At 70.9% G+C, this 13,244-nt stretch carries 16 protein-coding genes and 1 pseudogene; 6 read left to right on the forward strand and 11 right to left on the reverse strand.

Annotated elements, in window-relative coordinates; all coding sequences use genetic code 11:
* The first annotated feature begins 2 nt into the window (after nucleotides 1-2).
* The 3 genes and pseudogenes from ACWEQO_RS06880 to ACWEQO_RS06890 form a co-directional block, all read left to right on the forward strand.
* The gene (locus ACWEQO_RS06880; RefSeq protein WP_003992177.1) at nucleotides 3-206 is read left to right on the forward strand and encodes a cold-shock protein; all 204 of its coding nucleotides are present in this window, start codon (nucleotides 3-5) and stop codon (nucleotides 204-206) included.
* Nucleotides 207-354: 148 nt separating this feature from the next.
* Nucleotides 355-519: a hypothetical protein gene (locus ACWEQO_RS06885; RefSeq protein WP_452979675.1), complete on the forward strand. Its 165-nt coding sequence runs from the start codon at nucleotides 355-357 to the stop codon at nucleotides 517-519.
* Nucleotides 520-743: 224 nt separating this feature from the next.
* Nucleotides 744-1,043 (forward strand): annotated as a pseudogene (locus ACWEQO_RS06890) (MaoC/PaaZ C-terminal domain-containing protein); the annotation flags it as partial.
* Here the strand turns inward: ACWEQO_RS06890 and ACWEQO_RS06895 are convergent.
* From ACWEQO_RS06895 to ACWEQO_RS06930, 8 genes are all read right to left on the reverse strand, one after another.
* Nucleotides 1,013-1,759 (reverse strand): TetR/AcrR family transcriptional regulator, encoded by a 747-nt coding sequence (locus ACWEQO_RS06895; protein ID WP_361458643.1) that lies wholly within the window; start codon nucleotides 1,757-1,759, stop codon nucleotides 1,013-1,015. The pseudogene ACWEQO_RS06890 and the gene ACWEQO_RS06895 overlap by 31 nt on opposite strands.
* Nucleotides 1,760-1,876: 117 nt before the next feature.
* Nucleotides 1,877-3,199 (reverse strand): dicarboxylate/amino acid:cation symporter, encoded by a 1,323-nt coding sequence (locus tag ACWEQO_RS06900; protein WP_361458641.1) that lies wholly within the window; start codon nucleotides 3,197-3,199, stop codon nucleotides 1,877-1,879.
* A gap of 137 nt (nucleotides 3,200-3,336) precedes the next feature.
* Nucleotides 3,337-3,423 (reverse strand): putative leader peptide, encoded by an 87-nt coding sequence (locus tag ACWEQO_RS06905; RefSeq protein WP_361458677.1) that lies wholly within the window; start codon nucleotides 3,421-3,423, stop codon nucleotides 3,337-3,339.
* A 185-nt stretch (nucleotides 3,424-3,608) separates the two neighbouring features.
* On the reverse strand, nucleotides 3,609-3,953 hold the full coding sequence (locus tag ACWEQO_RS06910; RefSeq protein WP_361458639.1) for a DUF4229 domain-containing protein: 345 nt from the start codon (nucleotides 3,951-3,953) through the stop codon (nucleotides 3,609-3,611).
* Nucleotides 3,954-4,046: 93 nt separating this feature from the next.
* Complete coding sequence (locus ACWEQO_RS06915; protein WP_452979680.1) at nucleotides 4,047-4,571, reverse strand: N-acetyltransferase family protein; 525 nt, start codon at nucleotides 4,569-4,571, stop codon at nucleotides 4,047-4,049.
* Between the two features lie 15 nt (nucleotides 4,572-4,586).
* Entirely contained in the window at nucleotides 4,587-5,750 is a 1,164-nt protein-coding gene (mqnE, locus tag ACWEQO_RS06920) for an aminofutalosine synthase MqnE (RefSeq protein ID WP_361458635.1), read from the reverse strand.
* Between the two features lie 68 nt (nucleotides 5,751-5,818).
* A complete protein-coding gene (locus ACWEQO_RS06925; RefSeq protein WP_361458633.1) occupies nucleotides 5,819-6,277 on the reverse strand; it encodes an Lrp/AsnC family transcriptional regulator in 459 nt (152 codons plus the stop codon).
* A 199-nt stretch (nucleotides 6,278-6,476) separates the two neighbouring features.
* Nucleotides 6,477-7,163, reverse strand: coding sequence for a UbiX family flavin prenyltransferase (locus tag ACWEQO_RS06930; protein ID WP_361458631.1), 687 nt, complete (start codon nucleotides 7,161-7,163; stop codon nucleotides 6,477-6,479).
* A 151-nt stretch (nucleotides 7,164-7,314) separates the two neighbouring features.
* Between ACWEQO_RS06930 and ACWEQO_RS06935 the strand changes: the two genes are divergently transcribed.
* A complete protein-coding gene (locus tag ACWEQO_RS06935; protein WP_452979751.1) occupies nucleotides 7,315-7,860 on the forward strand; it encodes a rhomboid family intramembrane serine protease in 546 nt (181 codons plus the stop codon).
* 34 nt (nucleotides 7,861-7,894) lie between these two features.
* Here the strand turns inward: ACWEQO_RS06935 and mqnP are convergent, their stop codons facing one another.
* Together mqnP and ACWEQO_RS06945 are read right to left on the reverse strand one after the other, a co-directional pair.
* Entirely contained in the window at nucleotides 7,895-8,800 is a 906-nt protein-coding gene (mqnP, locus tag ACWEQO_RS06940) for a menaquinone biosynthesis prenyltransferase MqnP (RefSeq protein ID WP_452979685.1), read from the reverse strand.
* Nucleotides 8,797-10,248, reverse strand: a complete 1,452-nt coding sequence (locus ACWEQO_RS06945) for a menaquinone biosynthesis decarboxylase (RefSeq protein ID WP_361458625.1) — start codon at nucleotides 10,246-10,248, stop codon at nucleotides 8,797-8,799. Before ACWEQO_RS06945 ends, mqnP begins: the two co-directional genes overlap by 4 nt.
* An 87-nt stretch (nucleotides 10,249-10,335) precedes the next feature.
* Here ACWEQO_RS06945 and ACWEQO_RS06950 point away from each other — a divergent pair, with 87 nt between their 5' ends.
* Both ACWEQO_RS06950 and ACWEQO_RS06955 read left to right on the forward strand, forming a co-directional pair.
* Nucleotides 10,336-10,686 (forward strand): PLD nuclease N-terminal domain-containing protein, encoded by a 351-nt coding sequence (locus ACWEQO_RS06950; RefSeq protein ID WP_361458623.1) that lies wholly within the window; start codon nucleotides 10,336-10,338, stop codon nucleotides 10,684-10,686.
* Between the two features lie 198 nt (nucleotides 10,687-10,884).
* Nucleotides 10,885-12,291 (forward strand): condensation domain-containing protein, encoded by a 1,407-nt coding sequence (locus ACWEQO_RS06955; protein WP_452979690.1) that lies wholly within the window; start codon nucleotides 10,885-10,887, stop codon nucleotides 12,289-12,291.
* A 36-nt stretch (nucleotides 12,292-12,327) separates the two neighbouring features.
* Here the strand turns inward: ACWEQO_RS06955 and ACWEQO_RS06960 are convergent, their stop codons facing one another.
* Nucleotides 12,328-13,095, reverse strand: a complete 768-nt coding sequence (locus tag ACWEQO_RS06960; RefSeq protein ID WP_452979693.1) for a CDP-alcohol phosphatidyltransferase family protein — start codon at nucleotides 13,093-13,095, stop codon at nucleotides 12,328-12,330.
* Between the last annotated feature and the right edge of the window lie 149 nt (nucleotides 13,096-13,244).

The raw sequence follows: 13,244 nt of genomic DNA on the forward strand, positions 1-13,244 counted from the left end.
TTATGGCTACCGGAACCGTGAAGTGGTTCAACGCCGAAAAGGGCTTTGGTTTCATCGCCCAGGAAGGCGGCGGCCCCGACGTCTTCGTCCACTACTCCGCGATCAACGCGAGCGGCTTCCGCTCCCTCGAGGAAAACCAGCAGGTGTCCTTCGACGTCACCCAGGGTCCCAAGGGCCCGCAGGCGGAGAACGTCACCCCGGTCTGATCCTCGCTGATCCGGGAACGACCAGCAGTACCCAAGGAGCCCCGCGCCGTCAGGCGGAAGGGGCTCCTGCCTTTTCCCCGGCTCCCCGGGTCAGAGCCACGCCCACACCCACACCCCACTGTCGGGGGCGCGGCTGGGCCCCCTGCCCGTGACCGAGGCCGCCCGCGCCTGCCACGACGCCGTCGCCGAGGACCACGCCGACCACTTCCGTGACGTCTTCGCCGCACGGCCGCTGGGGCCGCTGACCGGGTTCGCCGGGCTCGTCGAGGCCGGCCGCGAGGTCGCCGACCGGGGTGCGGCCCCGGACGGGTGAGGGCTCACCCGGCCTCCTGCGGCCCGGACGCCTTCGGCCTCTGCCTGTCGTCATCGATGATCGGGATCGCCCGCCGCGAGAACCCGGGCCTGCGCTTCGCACAGGGCTCGATGGTGGACCCGGACCTCCCCGACGGCAGCCTGGCCATCACCATCCCCCGGTACTCCGGCATCCGCATCCCGCAGGAGGACCTGCCGGCCCTGTTCTCCGGTTCCGCCGGATCCCGGCACCCGGGGGACACCGGACGGCGGTACGGTGCCTCGTCCGGCGACCGCAACCCGATCCACCCGCTCCCGCTCACCGCCCGCCTCTTCGGCTTCTCCCGCACGGTCGCGCACGGCATGGGGACGGTGGCCCGCCGCCTCGCCGCGCACGGCCTGCCGGAAGCGGTGGCGGGACACGTCGAGTTCAAGGCCCCGGCCCTGTTGCCGGGCGCGGTGACGTACGGGGCTCGGGACGGGCGCTTCGAGCCACGCGGTCCCGGCGACCGCCTTCACCCGGCCGGGGAGGTCCGCCCGGCGTGAGCGACCGGGCCGGCGTCGACGCCACTGCCCTCCGCACCGCCGGCCGGTGACCAGCGGCGGCCCGCCATCAGGTCGCCCAGCCCTTCCCAGGAGAAGTTCATCAGGGTGGCCGACGCCTGCCGGGCCGTGACGCCGGGGGTGGCGTTGGCCCAGTCGGCGAGCGCCTCGGCGGCACCCACCAGGGCCTCCGCGAGCCCGGAGACCTCGCCCTCGGGAAGGTCGGGGTTCATGGGGGTCCCCCCTGCCCGGGAACGGCCGAGAGCCTGGGGGAGCGCCTCGCGGGCGGCGGCGAGGATCAGCTCGGTCACGAAGGCCACGACCTCCGCGCGCATCCTGGCGACCTCGGCGGCGAAGACCTCGCCGTGCGTGCGGGCCTGGAGGTGCAGCACGGTCCAGGCGTCCGGGTGCCGCGCGGTGTGGGTGAAGAACGCCGTCAGGCCCGACCAGAGTTGGCGGTCCGCGGGCAGCCCGGGGCTCGCGCCCGCGCGCACCGCCTCGACGAGCGCCGCCCCCTCACGGCGGATGCACGCGGTGAACAGATCTTCCTTGGAGTTCAGATACAGGTAGACCAACGGCTTCGACACACCCGCCAGTTCGGCGATCTCGTCCATCGACGCAGCCGTGTACCCGCGTCGGCCGAAGGTCCGCACGGCGGCGTCCAGCATCTGCTGTTCACGGACCGCCCGCGGCACCCGCTTGCTCTTCACGGCACCCATACGGGTCAGCCTACGGGCCCGTGGCGCCCTCCCGGTCCCGCCGGGAGGGCGCCACGGGGGCGACGGATGCCACGGGCGCGTCGCCACGCGTCCGTCGTGCGGGGCGTCCGGTGCCGGTCAGACCGCGGCGACCGGCACCCGCCCGGACTCCTCGGCCGGGGCGGCGTCGACGGGCGAGAAGTGAACCGAGTCGTAGGCATCGCGGTCGAGCATGCCCTCCCGCGCGGAGACGATGACCGGGATCAGGGCCTGCCCGGCGACGTTGGTCGCGGTGCGGATCATGTCCACGATCGGTTCGATGGCGAGGAGCAGGCCGACGCCCTCCAGGGGCAGGCCGAGCGTGGAGAGGGTGAGGGTCAGCATCACCGTCGCGCCGGTGAGGCCGGCCGTGGCGGCGGAGCCGACCACCGAGACGAAGGCGATCAGCAGGTAGTCGCCCACGCCCAGCGGGACGTCGAAGATCTGGGCGACGAAGATCGCGGCGATGGCGGGGTAGACCGCGGCGCAGCCGTCCATCTTCGTGGTCGCCCCGAACGGGACGGCGAAACTCGCGTACTCCTTGGGCACGCCGAGGCGCTCGGTGACCTTCTGGGTGAGCGGCATGGTGCCGACGGAGGAGCGGGAGACGAAGGCCAGCTGGATCGCGGGCCAGGCGCCCTTGAAGAACTGGACCGGGTTGATCCGGGCGACGCCCGCGAGCAGCGCCGGGTAGACGCCGAACAGGACGATCAGGCAGCCGATGTAGATGTCGGCGGTGAAGGTCGCGTACTGGCCGATCAGGTCCCAGCCGTAGGTCGCGATGGCGTTTCCGATGAGGCCGAGGGTGCCGAGCGGGGCGAGGCGGATGACCCACCACAGCGCCTTCTGGAGGAGTTCGAGGACGGACTCGCTCAGGGTGAGGATCGGCTGGGCCTTCTCGCCGAGCTGGAGGGCGGCGACACCGGCGACGGCGGCCAGGAAGACGATCTGCAGCACGTTCAGCTCGGTGAACGGTGTGATCACGTCGGTCGGCACGATGCCGGTCAGGAAGTCGAGCCAGGAGCCGGTCTTCTTGGGCATCCCGCCGTCCGCGGGGGTGAGTCCGGTGCCCGCGCCGGGGTTGGTGACCAGGCCGATCGCGAGGCCGATGGCCACCGCGATCAGCGAGGTGATCAGGAACCAGAGGAGGGTGCGCGAGGCCAGCCGGGCCGCGTTGTTGACCTTCCGCAGGTTGGTGACGGAGACCAGGATCGCGAAGAAGACGAGCGGTGCCACGGCCAGCTTGAGCAGGCCGATGAAGACACCGCCGGTCCTCTCCAGGGCCGTGAGCAGCCAGGTGACGTCCTGGCTGCGGCCGATCCAGCCGAGCAGGACGCCCAGGACGAGGCCGGCGAGTATCTGGACCCAGAAGGGGACCCTCATGGGCAGCTTGAAGGACTTCGTGTTCGTGGACACGGACATGCTCCGTCGGGGGGAAGGGGGGAGTGCGTGAGGACGGGAGGTGGCGCCGGGGCAGCGGGGCGCCGCGGACGTGGGAAGCGCCGCGCACGGGAGGGTCGGGCCTCCGTGGGCGTCAGGACGTCAGGGCGCCGGGAACGTCAGGGGTGACAGTTCGCGGTGGTGACCCGGCAGAGGTCCACGTGCAGGCGTGCCACGAGGAGGACCCTCCGGGGCGTGGGGAACACGGCTGCTGACTTCACCCCACGACCTTAACACCTGCCCTTTGAGACTCCCATAGCCTTACTTTGAGAGGAGGAGATCGAAAAGCACCCACACAACACAAAGAACCCCGGTTTCCGTGGGTTTGACGGAGACCGGGGTGCCGGACGATGCGGACGGAGCGGCGCGCAGGTGAGGGACCTCACACCGCCTACGAGGTCTGCGCCTGCTCCTGCTGAGTCTGTGCCTGGCTCTGCGCCTGGCTCTGCGTCGGGGTGCGGGCGGCGTCGTCGGCCACGTCCTCCTGGTTGCGGTCGGCCTCCAGCTTGGCCTTCGCCCGGTCGACCCGCCGCACGATCCGCTCCGAGGCCCGGTCCCGTTCCTTGCGCAGCACGACGAGGCTGATCGGGGCCGAGAGCAGCATGGCGAGCAGGATCATCCACAGACCGTTGGAGTCGCCGAGGCCGCGCGGGGCGAGGCCGGCGTAGACGAGGCCCCAGACGACCAGGAGGCAGCCCACGAAGATCCCGAAGCGCATCAACGTGTAGCGGAGCATCTCATCCACTCTCCTGGACGAACGGTCAGAACGTGTCCCAATGGGACATCCTCCAGTGAAGCACGTCCGCCCCCGGAGCCCCCGGGCGGGGGGTCAGGCGAGCGGCAGCAGCATGACGACGTCGTCCCGCTCGTCGCCCGGGGCCACCCGGATCGCACCGGGGATCCGGCCGACCTCCTTGTACCCGCAGGAGCCGTAGAAGCGCTCCAGGCCGAGTCCGCCGCGGCAGGTGAGCCGTATCCCCTCGATGCCGGGGAGGGTGCGGGCGGCCCGTTCCGCGGCGGCGAGCAGGTCGCGGCCGTACCCCTTGCCCTGGTGGCGGGGGTGGACCATCACCGTGTACAGCCAGAGCCAGTGGGTCATCAGCCGGTGGGTGTTGAGGGTGAGGAACGCCGTCGCGGCCACCCGCCCCTGCTCGTCGTGCCCGACGAGGAGCCGGGACCGCTCCTCGGCCATCGCCACGAACTGCCGCACCAGCTCCGGCCGGACCTCGTCCCGCGTCACCGGCGGCACGAAGCCGACGGCACCGCCCGCCTCGGTGACGTCGACCCACAACTCCAGAATGCCGTCACGGAGTTCCGCGGTGACGGGCGGATCCAGCGTGAAGACGAGAGACACGGTACGGATTCTCCCTCAGACCCGCATCGGCTGCGGGGACTCGCGGCGGGCGGGGTCGGCGGCGTCGTACTCACGGATGATCTCGTACCGCGTGTTGCGCTCCACGGGGCGGAAGCCGGCGTCGCGGATCAGGTCCAGCAGGTCCTCGCGGGTGAGCTTGTCCGGCGTGCCGAAGTCGTCCGCGTCGTGGGTGATCTTGTACTCGACGACGGAGCCGTCCATGTCGTCCGCGCCGTACTGGAGGGCGAGTTGGGCGGTGTTGACGCCGTGCATCACCCAGAAGACCTTGACGTGCGGGACGTTGTCGAAGAGGAGGCGGGAGACCGCGAACGTCTTCAGCGCCTCGGCGCCGGTCGCCATCTGCGTCCTGGACTGGAGGCGGTTGCGGATCTTGCCGTCCTTCATGTCCACGAAGTCGTGCTGGTAGCGCAGCGGGATGAAGACCTGGAAACCGCCGGTCTCGTCCTGGAGTTCACGCAGCCGCAGCACGTGGTCGACGCGGTGGCGGGGCTCCTCGATGTGGCCGTAGAGCATGGTGCAGGGCGTCTTCAGCCCCTTCTCGTGCGCCAGCCGGTGGATCCGCGACCAGTCCTCCCAGTGGGTGCGGTGGTCGACGATGTGCTGCCGGACCTCCCAGTCGAAGATCTCCGCGCCGCCGCCGGTGAGGGACTCGAGCCCGGCGTCGATCAGTTCGTCGAGGATCTCGGAGGCGGACATCCCGGAGATGGTCTCGAAGTGGTGGATCTCGGTGGCGGTGAACGCCTTCAGGGACACGTCCGGCAGCGCGGCCTTCAACTCGCGCAGGGAACGCGGGTAGTAGCGCCACGGCAGGTTCGGGTGGAGCCCGTTGACGATGTGCAGCTCGGTGAGGTTCTCCGCCTCCATCTCCTTCGCGAGCCTCACCGCCTCCTCGATGCGCATCGTGTACGCGTCCTTCTCCCCCGGCTTGCGCTGGAAGGAGCAGTACGCGCAGGAGGCGGTGCACACGTTGGTCATGTTGAGGTGGCGGTTGACGTTGAAGTGGACGACGTCGCCGTTCTTCCGCGTCCGCACCTCGTGCGCCAGCCCGCCCAGCCAGGCCAGGTCGTCCGACTCGTACAGCGCGATGCCGTCCTCGCGGGACAGCCGCTCACCGGAGCGGACCTTCTCCTCCAGCTCGCGCTTGAGCCCGACGTCCATGCCGATACCCCTTTTCCGAGTTTTCCTGAGAGACCCTGAGACAGACTCCGCCCACCGTAACGCCCCGGCTACCGGACCTCTTCGGGCAGCTCACCCACGCGGTTCTCCCACTTCGTGGAGAGCACGATGGTGGTACGGGTCCGGGAGACGCCCTTGGTGCCGGACAGCCGGCGGATGGTCCGCTCCAGCCCGTCCACGTCGGCCGCCCGCACCTTGAGCATGTAGGAGTCCTCGCCGGCGATGAACCAGCAGTCCTCGATCTCGCTCAGGTCCTTCAGCCGCTGCGCCACGTCCTCGTGGTCGGCGGCGTCGGAGAGCGAGATGCCGATCAGGGCCGTCACCCCGAGGCCGAGCGAGGCGGCGTCCACGGTGGCGCGGTAGCCGGTGATGACGCCGGCCGCCTCCAGCCGGTTGATGCGGTCGGTGACGCTGGGGCCCGACAGTCCGACGAGGCGCCCCAGCTCGGCGTAGGAGGCACGGCCGTTCTCTCTCAGGGCCTGGATGAGCTGCCTGTCCACCGCGTCCATGGGATCGAAGCCTTCCGCTGAAGATTCTGGAGTTTGCTGAGAGCTGAGAAGTGGTTCGAGTGGTGGTGCTGCTGATGCTGCGGGTGCTGCTGTTGATGATGGTGACGCTGTGGGTGCTGGTTCTGATGCTGTGGGTGCTGGTGCCGCGACGGGCTCCACGGACTCGAAGGGCTCCAGGGAACCTCCGGCCTCCCCGGGCTCACTCGGTACGGGTGGACCCGCCGCCGAGTTCGCCCTTCCACCGGCGGTAGAGCCGGTGCTCGACGCCCGCCGCGTCGAGCACGCGTCCGGCGACGAAGTCCACCAGGTCCTGGATGTGCGTCGCGCCCGCGTAGAAGCCCGGCGAGGCGGGCACCACGGCCGCGCCCGCGTCATCGAGGGTGACCAGGTGCCGCAGGGTCTGGCCGTTCAACGGGGTCTCCCGGACGGCCACGACCAGCTTGCGCCCCTCCTTCAGGGTCACGCTCGCCGCCCGCTGCAACAGGTCCTTGGACAGCCCGAGCGCCACCCCGGCCACACAGGCCGTGGAGGCCGGCACGATCAGCATGCCCTTGTGCGGGTACGAGCCGGAGGAGGGACCCGCCGCGAGGTCGCCGGCGGCCCAGTGCCGTACGCCGTCGAGGTCCACGGCGAAGGTGCCGGGCTTGCCGTCCGCCCCCCGGGACAGCCATTCCCGCAGGTCGTCGCGCCAGTGGGCGTCCCTGAAGGAGATGCCGGTCTCGTCCAGCAGGGTGAGCCGCGAGGCACGGCTGACGACGAGGTCGACGCTCTCCCCCGCCTGGAGGAGCGCGCGCAGCACGGCAGCCGCATACGGCGTGCCGGAAGCGCCGGACACCCCCAGGATCCAAGGCGTTCGGGTCGTCTCTCCTGGCTTGAGGTGGTTCACGACACCGAGCCTATCCGGCATGGTGGGGTGGGAACCGGGCAAGGGGGTCGGTCCGTTCCCCAGGCGGACGATTCAGACGGAGGGGGTTGCCGTGTCCAACAGCGGTTCACCGTGGTCGGGACGCGAGCGGGCGAAGACGGCTGCCGTGGTGATGGTGGGCTGGGTGGCGCTGCTGTGGCTGCTGGAAGTGGCCGACACCGTCTTTGGCCATGCTCTGGACGACTTCGGCGTCGTACCGCGCACGGTCTCGGAGCTGACCGACGTCGTCCCCTCCGCCTTCGTCCACTTCGGCTTCGCCCATGTCGCGGCGAACAGCGTGCCGCTGCTGGTGCTCGGCTTCCTCGCCGCCCTGGGCGGTCTGCGCCGGTTCGCCGCCGTGTGCGCGCTGATCATCGTCGCCGACGGGCTGGGGGTGTGGCTCATCGCCCCGGCGCACACCAACACGGCGGGCGCCTCCGGCCTGATCTTCGGCCTCTTCGGCTTCCTGCTGTGCAGCGGGTTCGTGGAGCGCCGGCCGATGGGCGTCGTCGTCGGGGTGCTGGTCGGCGCGGTCTGGGGCGGCTCGATCCTCGCGGGCATCGCCCCCGGCCAGACCGGCGTCAGCTGGCAGGGCCACCTCATCGGCCTGCTGGCCGGCGTGGCGGCGGCCTTCCTGTTCCGCCGCGCCCCCGAACGCCGGGACGCGCTCACCGTGTGAGGCCGAGGATCGAGCACGACCCCGCCCGAAAGGGCTACAAGGTCAGCCCCCGCACCAGCAGGTCGAGCAGCGCGCAGACGAAAAGCGCGATGCCGATGAAACCGTTGACGCTGAAGAACGCCCGGTTCAGGCGGGTCAGGTCGGTCGGGCGGACGATGGTGTGCTCGTAGACGAAGGCGCCCGCGACGATCAGGAGGCCGAGCCAGAAGAAGGCGCCGGCGCCGGTGAGGAGCGCGTACCAGACGAACAGGGCCGTCGTCACGGCGTGGCAGGCGCGGGCGCCCCAGACGGCGGCCGGGATGCCGAAGCGGGCCGGGACCGACTTCACGCCGGCCTCGCGGTCGGATTCGACGTCCTGGCAGGCGTAGATCAGGTCGAAGCCGCCGATCCAGACGCCGACCGCGAGGCCGAGGACGACCGCCTCCCAGGACCAGGCGCCGGTGATCGCCAGCCAGCCGCCGACCGGTCCCATGGCCTGGGCGAGGCCCAGTATGGCCTGCGGGAAGTCGGTGAACCGCTTGCCGTACGGATAGACCACCATCGGGATCACCGCGATGGGCGCGAGGGCCAGGCAGAGCGGGTTGAGCAGGGCCGCCGCGACCAGGAACACCACGAGGGCGATCAGCGCGCCGGTCCACGCGTGCTTCACCGACACCGCGCCGGTGACCAGTTCGCGGTGTGCGGTGCGCGGGTTACGGGCGTCGATCTCGCGGTCGATGATCCGGTTGGCGGCCATCGCGAAGGTGCGCAGGCCGACCATGGCGATCGTGACCAGGAGCAGCCGGCCCCAGTGGATGTTCCTGTCCCACTCGTACATCGCGGTGAGGGCCGCGATGTAGGCGAAGGGGAGGGCGAAGACCGAGTGCTCGATCATCACCAGGCGCAGGAACGCCTTCGTGCGCCCCGGCTGCCGCGGGAGCGCGGCGGAGGCCGACGTCACAGTCCGTACTCCTTCCAGCGGCGGTCGACCAGCGCCGCCGTGGCCGGGTCGGACTCGACCATGTCGGGCCAGCCGCCGTCGCGCGTGTACCCCTCCTCGGGCCACTTCTTCGTCGCGTCGATGCCCGCCTTGCCGCCCCAGAACTGCTGGTAGGAGGCGTGGTCGAGGTGGTCGACGGGGCCTTCGACGAGGCTGAGGTCGCGGGCGTAGTCGGTGTTGCCGAGGGCGCGCCAGGCGACCTCGTGCAGGTCGTGCACGTCGCAGTCGGAGTCGACGACCACGATCAGCTTGGTCAGCGACATCATGTGGGCGCCCCAGACCGCGTGCATCACCTTCTGGGCGTGCTTGGGGTACTTCTTGTCGATCGAGATGATCGCGCAGTTGTGGAAGCCGCCCGCCTCGGGGAGGTGGTAGTCCACGATGTCCGGGATGATGATCTTGAGGAGGGGGAGGAAGAAGCGCTCGGTGGCGCGGCCCAGCGGGCCGTCCTCCGTCGGCGGCCGGCCGACCACGATCGACTGGAGCAGCGGGCGCTTGCGCATCGTGACGCAGTCGATCTTCAGGGCGGGGAACGGTTCCTGCGGCGTGTAGAAGCCGGTGTGGTCGCCGAACGGGCCCTCGGGGAGCATCTCCCCCGGCTCCAGCCAGCCCTCGATGACGACCTCGGCCTGCGCCGGGACCTGGAGCGGGACCGTCTTGCAGTCGACCATCTCGATCCGCTTGCCCTGCACGAACCCGGCGAACAGGTACTCGTCGATGTCGCCGGGGAGCGGCGCGGTGGAGGCGTACGTCACGGCGGGCGGGCAGCCGAAGGCGATGGCGACCGGGAGCCGCTCACCGCGCCGGGCCGCCACCTGGTAGTGGTTGCGGCTGTCCTTGTGGATCTGCCAGTGCATGCCGATGGTGCGCTTGTCGTGGCGCTGGAGCCGGTACAGGCCGAGGTTGCGGATGCCCGTCTCGGGGTCCTTGGTGTGGGTCAGGCCCAGGTTGAAGAAGGAACCGCCGTCCTTGGGCCAGGTGAACAGCGCGGGGAGCCGGTCGAGGTCCACGTCGTCGCCGTGCAGGACGACCTCGTGCACCGGGGCGTCCTTCACCTTCTTCGGCGGCACGTGGGTCATCGAGCCGAGCTTGCCGAACGCCTCGCGCACGCCGATGAAGCCCTGGGGCAGCTCGGGCTTGAGCAGACCGCCGATCTTCTCGCTGATCTCGCCGTACGACTTCAGGCCGAGCGCCTTCAGCAGCCGGCGGTCGGTGCCGTACACGTTCATGGCGAGGGGCATGCTCGAGCCGCGCACGTTCTCGAAGAGCAGTGCGGGACCGCCGGCCTTCTGCACCCGGTCGACGATCTCACCGACCTCCAGGTAGGGGTCGACCTCTGCCTTGACGCGCTTGAGGTCGCCCTCGCGCTCGAGTGCCCTGAGCAGGGAGCGAAGATCGTCGTAAGCCATGGGGTCAAGTATCCCCGAACGGTTACCCTGGGCCTGTACCTGGGGGCTGTGCCGACGTCCCCGACGACCCCTTCTCTGGAGAGGCCCATGCTCCGGGTGCTGATGTTCCTCGTCCCCCTCGCGCTGAGCGTCTACGCGTTCATCGACTGCATCAGCACGAAGGACGAGGACATTCGTCACATGCCCAAACCCCTGTGGGCCATCCTCGTGCTGCTGTTCCCGCTCGTCGGCTCCATCTCGTGGATCATCGCGGGCAAGAAGCGGCATCCGCTGGGCGCGGGCGGCCAGGTCGGTTCCGCCTGGAGCCGGGGCGGCGGCGGCCGTCAGCAGTGGGTCGCCCCGGACGACAACCCCGACTTCCTCAAGTCGCTGAACGAGGAGAAGGACCGGGACCCGGACGACAGCCCGGGCGACAAGGGCAAGGGCACGGACGCCTAGGGCACGGACGGTCAGGGCACGGACGGCCAGGACGCAGCCGGGGGCCGGGGCGCGGCCGACGGCGGCGTCGGGCGTCCTTCGCACCGCCGTTCGGGGGGCCATCCGTTCCGCCGAAAAGCGCCGACACGCCGCGTATCGGCTCGTGGAAACGGCATTCCCCTGATCGGGTCTGTCTCATCTGCGAACGGAGACGCCCCCGTGCGAATGACCGACATCCAACGGTGCGGAATCCGGCCGGGACGGCTCGTCGAGTGGACACTCAGTCCGAGGACCCTGGACATCGCTGCCGTGCTGCCGGAGGACGCGCGGCCACCGGCATACATCCAGGAGTCCCACATCAGGACGGCCCGGTCCGTCCGTGACGACGGCCTGTTCGTGCCGACCTGGCTCGGCGCGTCCTTCGACATGCCGGGCCCGGTCGACCTCGACGTGCTGCAGGAGGCCCTGCGCGGCTGGACGCTGCGGCACGAGACGTTGCGCAGCGGCTTCCGCTGGACCGGCGACGCGGGCGCCCCGATGCGCCGGTTCACGCTCGCCCCGGAGGAGGTGTCGCTGCACCGCGAGGACGTCGGCGACTTCCCGGACGCGACGGAACTGGTCCGCCACCTCCAGGACCGCTTCGACGCGACGGCGGACGCGCTGCGCTGGCCCAACCTGATCTACACGGCGGTCGTCCACGACGCCGGCACCAGCGTGTACATGGCCTTCGACCACAGCAACGTCGACGCCTACTCCCTCTACCGCATCCCCGCCGAGATCCACGAGTTGTACGCGGCCGGCCTCACGGGCCGGGCCGTGGAGCACCCCCCGGTCGGCAGCTACGTCGACTTCTGCGAGGCCGAGCGGGCGGAGGCGGACCGGATCGACGGCACCCATGACATCGTCGGCCGCTGGCGGGAGTTCATCCAGCGGTGCGACGGGCGGCTGCCCTCCTTCCCGGTCGACCTCGGTCTGACGCCCGGTGGCGGGCTGCCCGAGCAGAGGCTCATGCGGGAGCCGCTCGTGGACGCGGCCGACGCCGCCGGGTTCGAGGCGTACTGCCGCCCCCAGGGCGGCAGCCTGGTCGGCATCCTGGCCGCCACCGCGCTCATCGTCCACGAGATCGGCGGGGAGCCCGTCTACCGCACGGTCGTGCCGTTCCACACCCGGACCAGGTCCCGGTGGTCGCAGTCCGTGGGCTGGTACGTCGGCGGCGCGCCGATCGAGATCCCCGTGGAGCGGGCGACCGACTTCCCGAGCGCGCTGCGCACCGTGCGCGAGGCGCTGCACGCCAACCGGCGGCTGTCCAGGATGCCCATCGACCGGGTGCTGCGCCTGCTCGGCACGGACTTCCGCCCCACCTCCCCGGACCTGTACTCGATCGTCTCGTACGCGGACTCCCGGGACATCCCCGGTTCCGACCGCTGGGCCGACCTGAACGCGTACGGGCTGCTCAGGGTGTCGTACGGCGACCAGGTGTGCGCGTGGGTCACCCGGCTCCGGGAGGGCCTGTGGTTCGCGAGCCGCTACCCGGACACCGAGATGGCGCACAAGAACCTGCGGCTGTACGCGGAGCGGCTGCGGGACGTCGTCACGAGCGCCGCCCGGGAGCGGGGCCCTGCCTGAGCCCGGGCTTCGGCGAGTCGGGCGGGGTGCGCCGGCTCAGCGCAGGCGCGAGGAGGACAGGATCGACAGCAGGTGGGCCGGGACCATCAGCCAGGTGATCACGGCCAGCGCGCCCAGCGCCCAGCGGGTCGGCTCGATACCGCCGGTCACCGCGTCGACGACCGCCGCGACCAGCAGGACGAGGGAGGCCTCGATGCCGTTGGTCACCCGGTGGATCTTGAAGGCGGCGGCGATGCGGCGCACGGTGGCCACGCCCTGCGAGCGCGGGCGGGTCGACTCGTCGTCGGCGACGGCCAGGCCGCGCCGGGCGCGGGCGACGTCCACCAGGTCGGTGGAGGCCTTGAGCAGGACGACCCCGAGGGCGGTGGCCAGCCCCACCGACAGCCAGCCGCCGACGCCGGACTCGGCGGCCCGGTACCCCGCGCCCGCCAGCAGCGCCGCGTCGGCGAGGTAGGCGCCGAGCCGGTCGACGTAGATGCCGGTCGCGCTGTTCTGGCCCTTCCAGCGGGCGACCTCGCCGTCCACGCAGTCGAAGAGCAGGAACAGCTGCATGAGGATCACGGCGAGGATCGCACCGGTCAGGCCGGGGATCATCAGCGCGGCGCCGGCGGCGACCCCGCACACGACCATGGTCCAGGTCAGCTGGTCCGGGGTGACCGGGGTGCGCACCAGTTGGCGGGTCGCGCGCAGCGAGATCCGGCGCATGTAGAGGCGGCCCGCCCAGTGTTCGCCGTTCCGGCTCGCCAGCTTGGCCTGCGGCTGGCAGACCTCCCGCAGCTCCTCCAACTCCGGAGCAGCACCCATGACGTTCCTCCCACCCGGACCCGGCCGCCGCTCACACGGCGATGATCGAGCCAGCAGGCTACGCCCCGGTGTTCTCCCGGACGCGGGAGGGAGCCTCCAGGTGCTCGTCCGAGGTGACCCCGCCTCACGAACCGGGGCATACCGGCCCC

The organism is Streptomyces sp. NPDC004051 (assembly GCF_053604275.1).

Coding starts and splice junctions, on each gene's coding strand:
- ACWEQO_RS06880 (WP_003992177.1), top strand. CDS start 3: ATGGCTACCGGAACCGTGAAGTGGTTCAACGCCGAAAAGGGCTTTGGT.
- ACWEQO_RS06895 (WP_361458643.1), bottom strand. CDS start 1,759: ATGGGTGCCGTGAAGAGCAAGCGGGTGCCGCGGGCGGTCCGTGAACAG.
- ACWEQO_RS06900 (WP_361458641.1), bottom strand. CDS start 3,199: ATGTCCGTGTCCACGAACACGAAGTCCTTCAAGCTGCCCATGAGGGTC.
- ACWEQO_RS06910 (WP_361458639.1), bottom strand. CDS start 3,953: ATGCTCCGCTACACGTTGATGCGCTTCGGGATCTTCGTGGGCTGCCTC.
- mqnE (WP_361458635.1), bottom strand. CDS start 5,750: ATGGACGTCGGGCTCAAGCGCGAGCTGGAGGAGAAGGTCCGCTCCGGT.
- ACWEQO_RS06925 (WP_361458633.1), bottom strand. CDS start 6,277: ATGGACGCGGTGGACAGGCAGCTCATCCAGGCCCTGAGAGAGAACGGC.
- ACWEQO_RS06935 (WP_452979751.1), top strand. CDS start 7,315: ATGGTGGGCTGGGTGGCGCTGCTGTGGCTGCTGGAAGTGGCCGACACC.
- ACWEQO_RS06945 (WP_361458625.1), bottom strand. CDS start 10,248: ATGGCTTACGACGATCTTCGCTCCCTGCTCAGGGCACTCGAGCGCGAG.
- ACWEQO_RS06950 (WP_361458623.1), top strand. CDS start 10,336: ATGCTCCGGGTGCTGATGTTCCTCGTCCCCCTCGCGCTGAGCGTCTAC.
- ACWEQO_RS06960 (WP_452979693.1), bottom strand. CDS start 13,095: ATGGGTGCTGCTCCGGAGTTGGAGGAGCTGCGGGAGGTCTGCCAGCCG.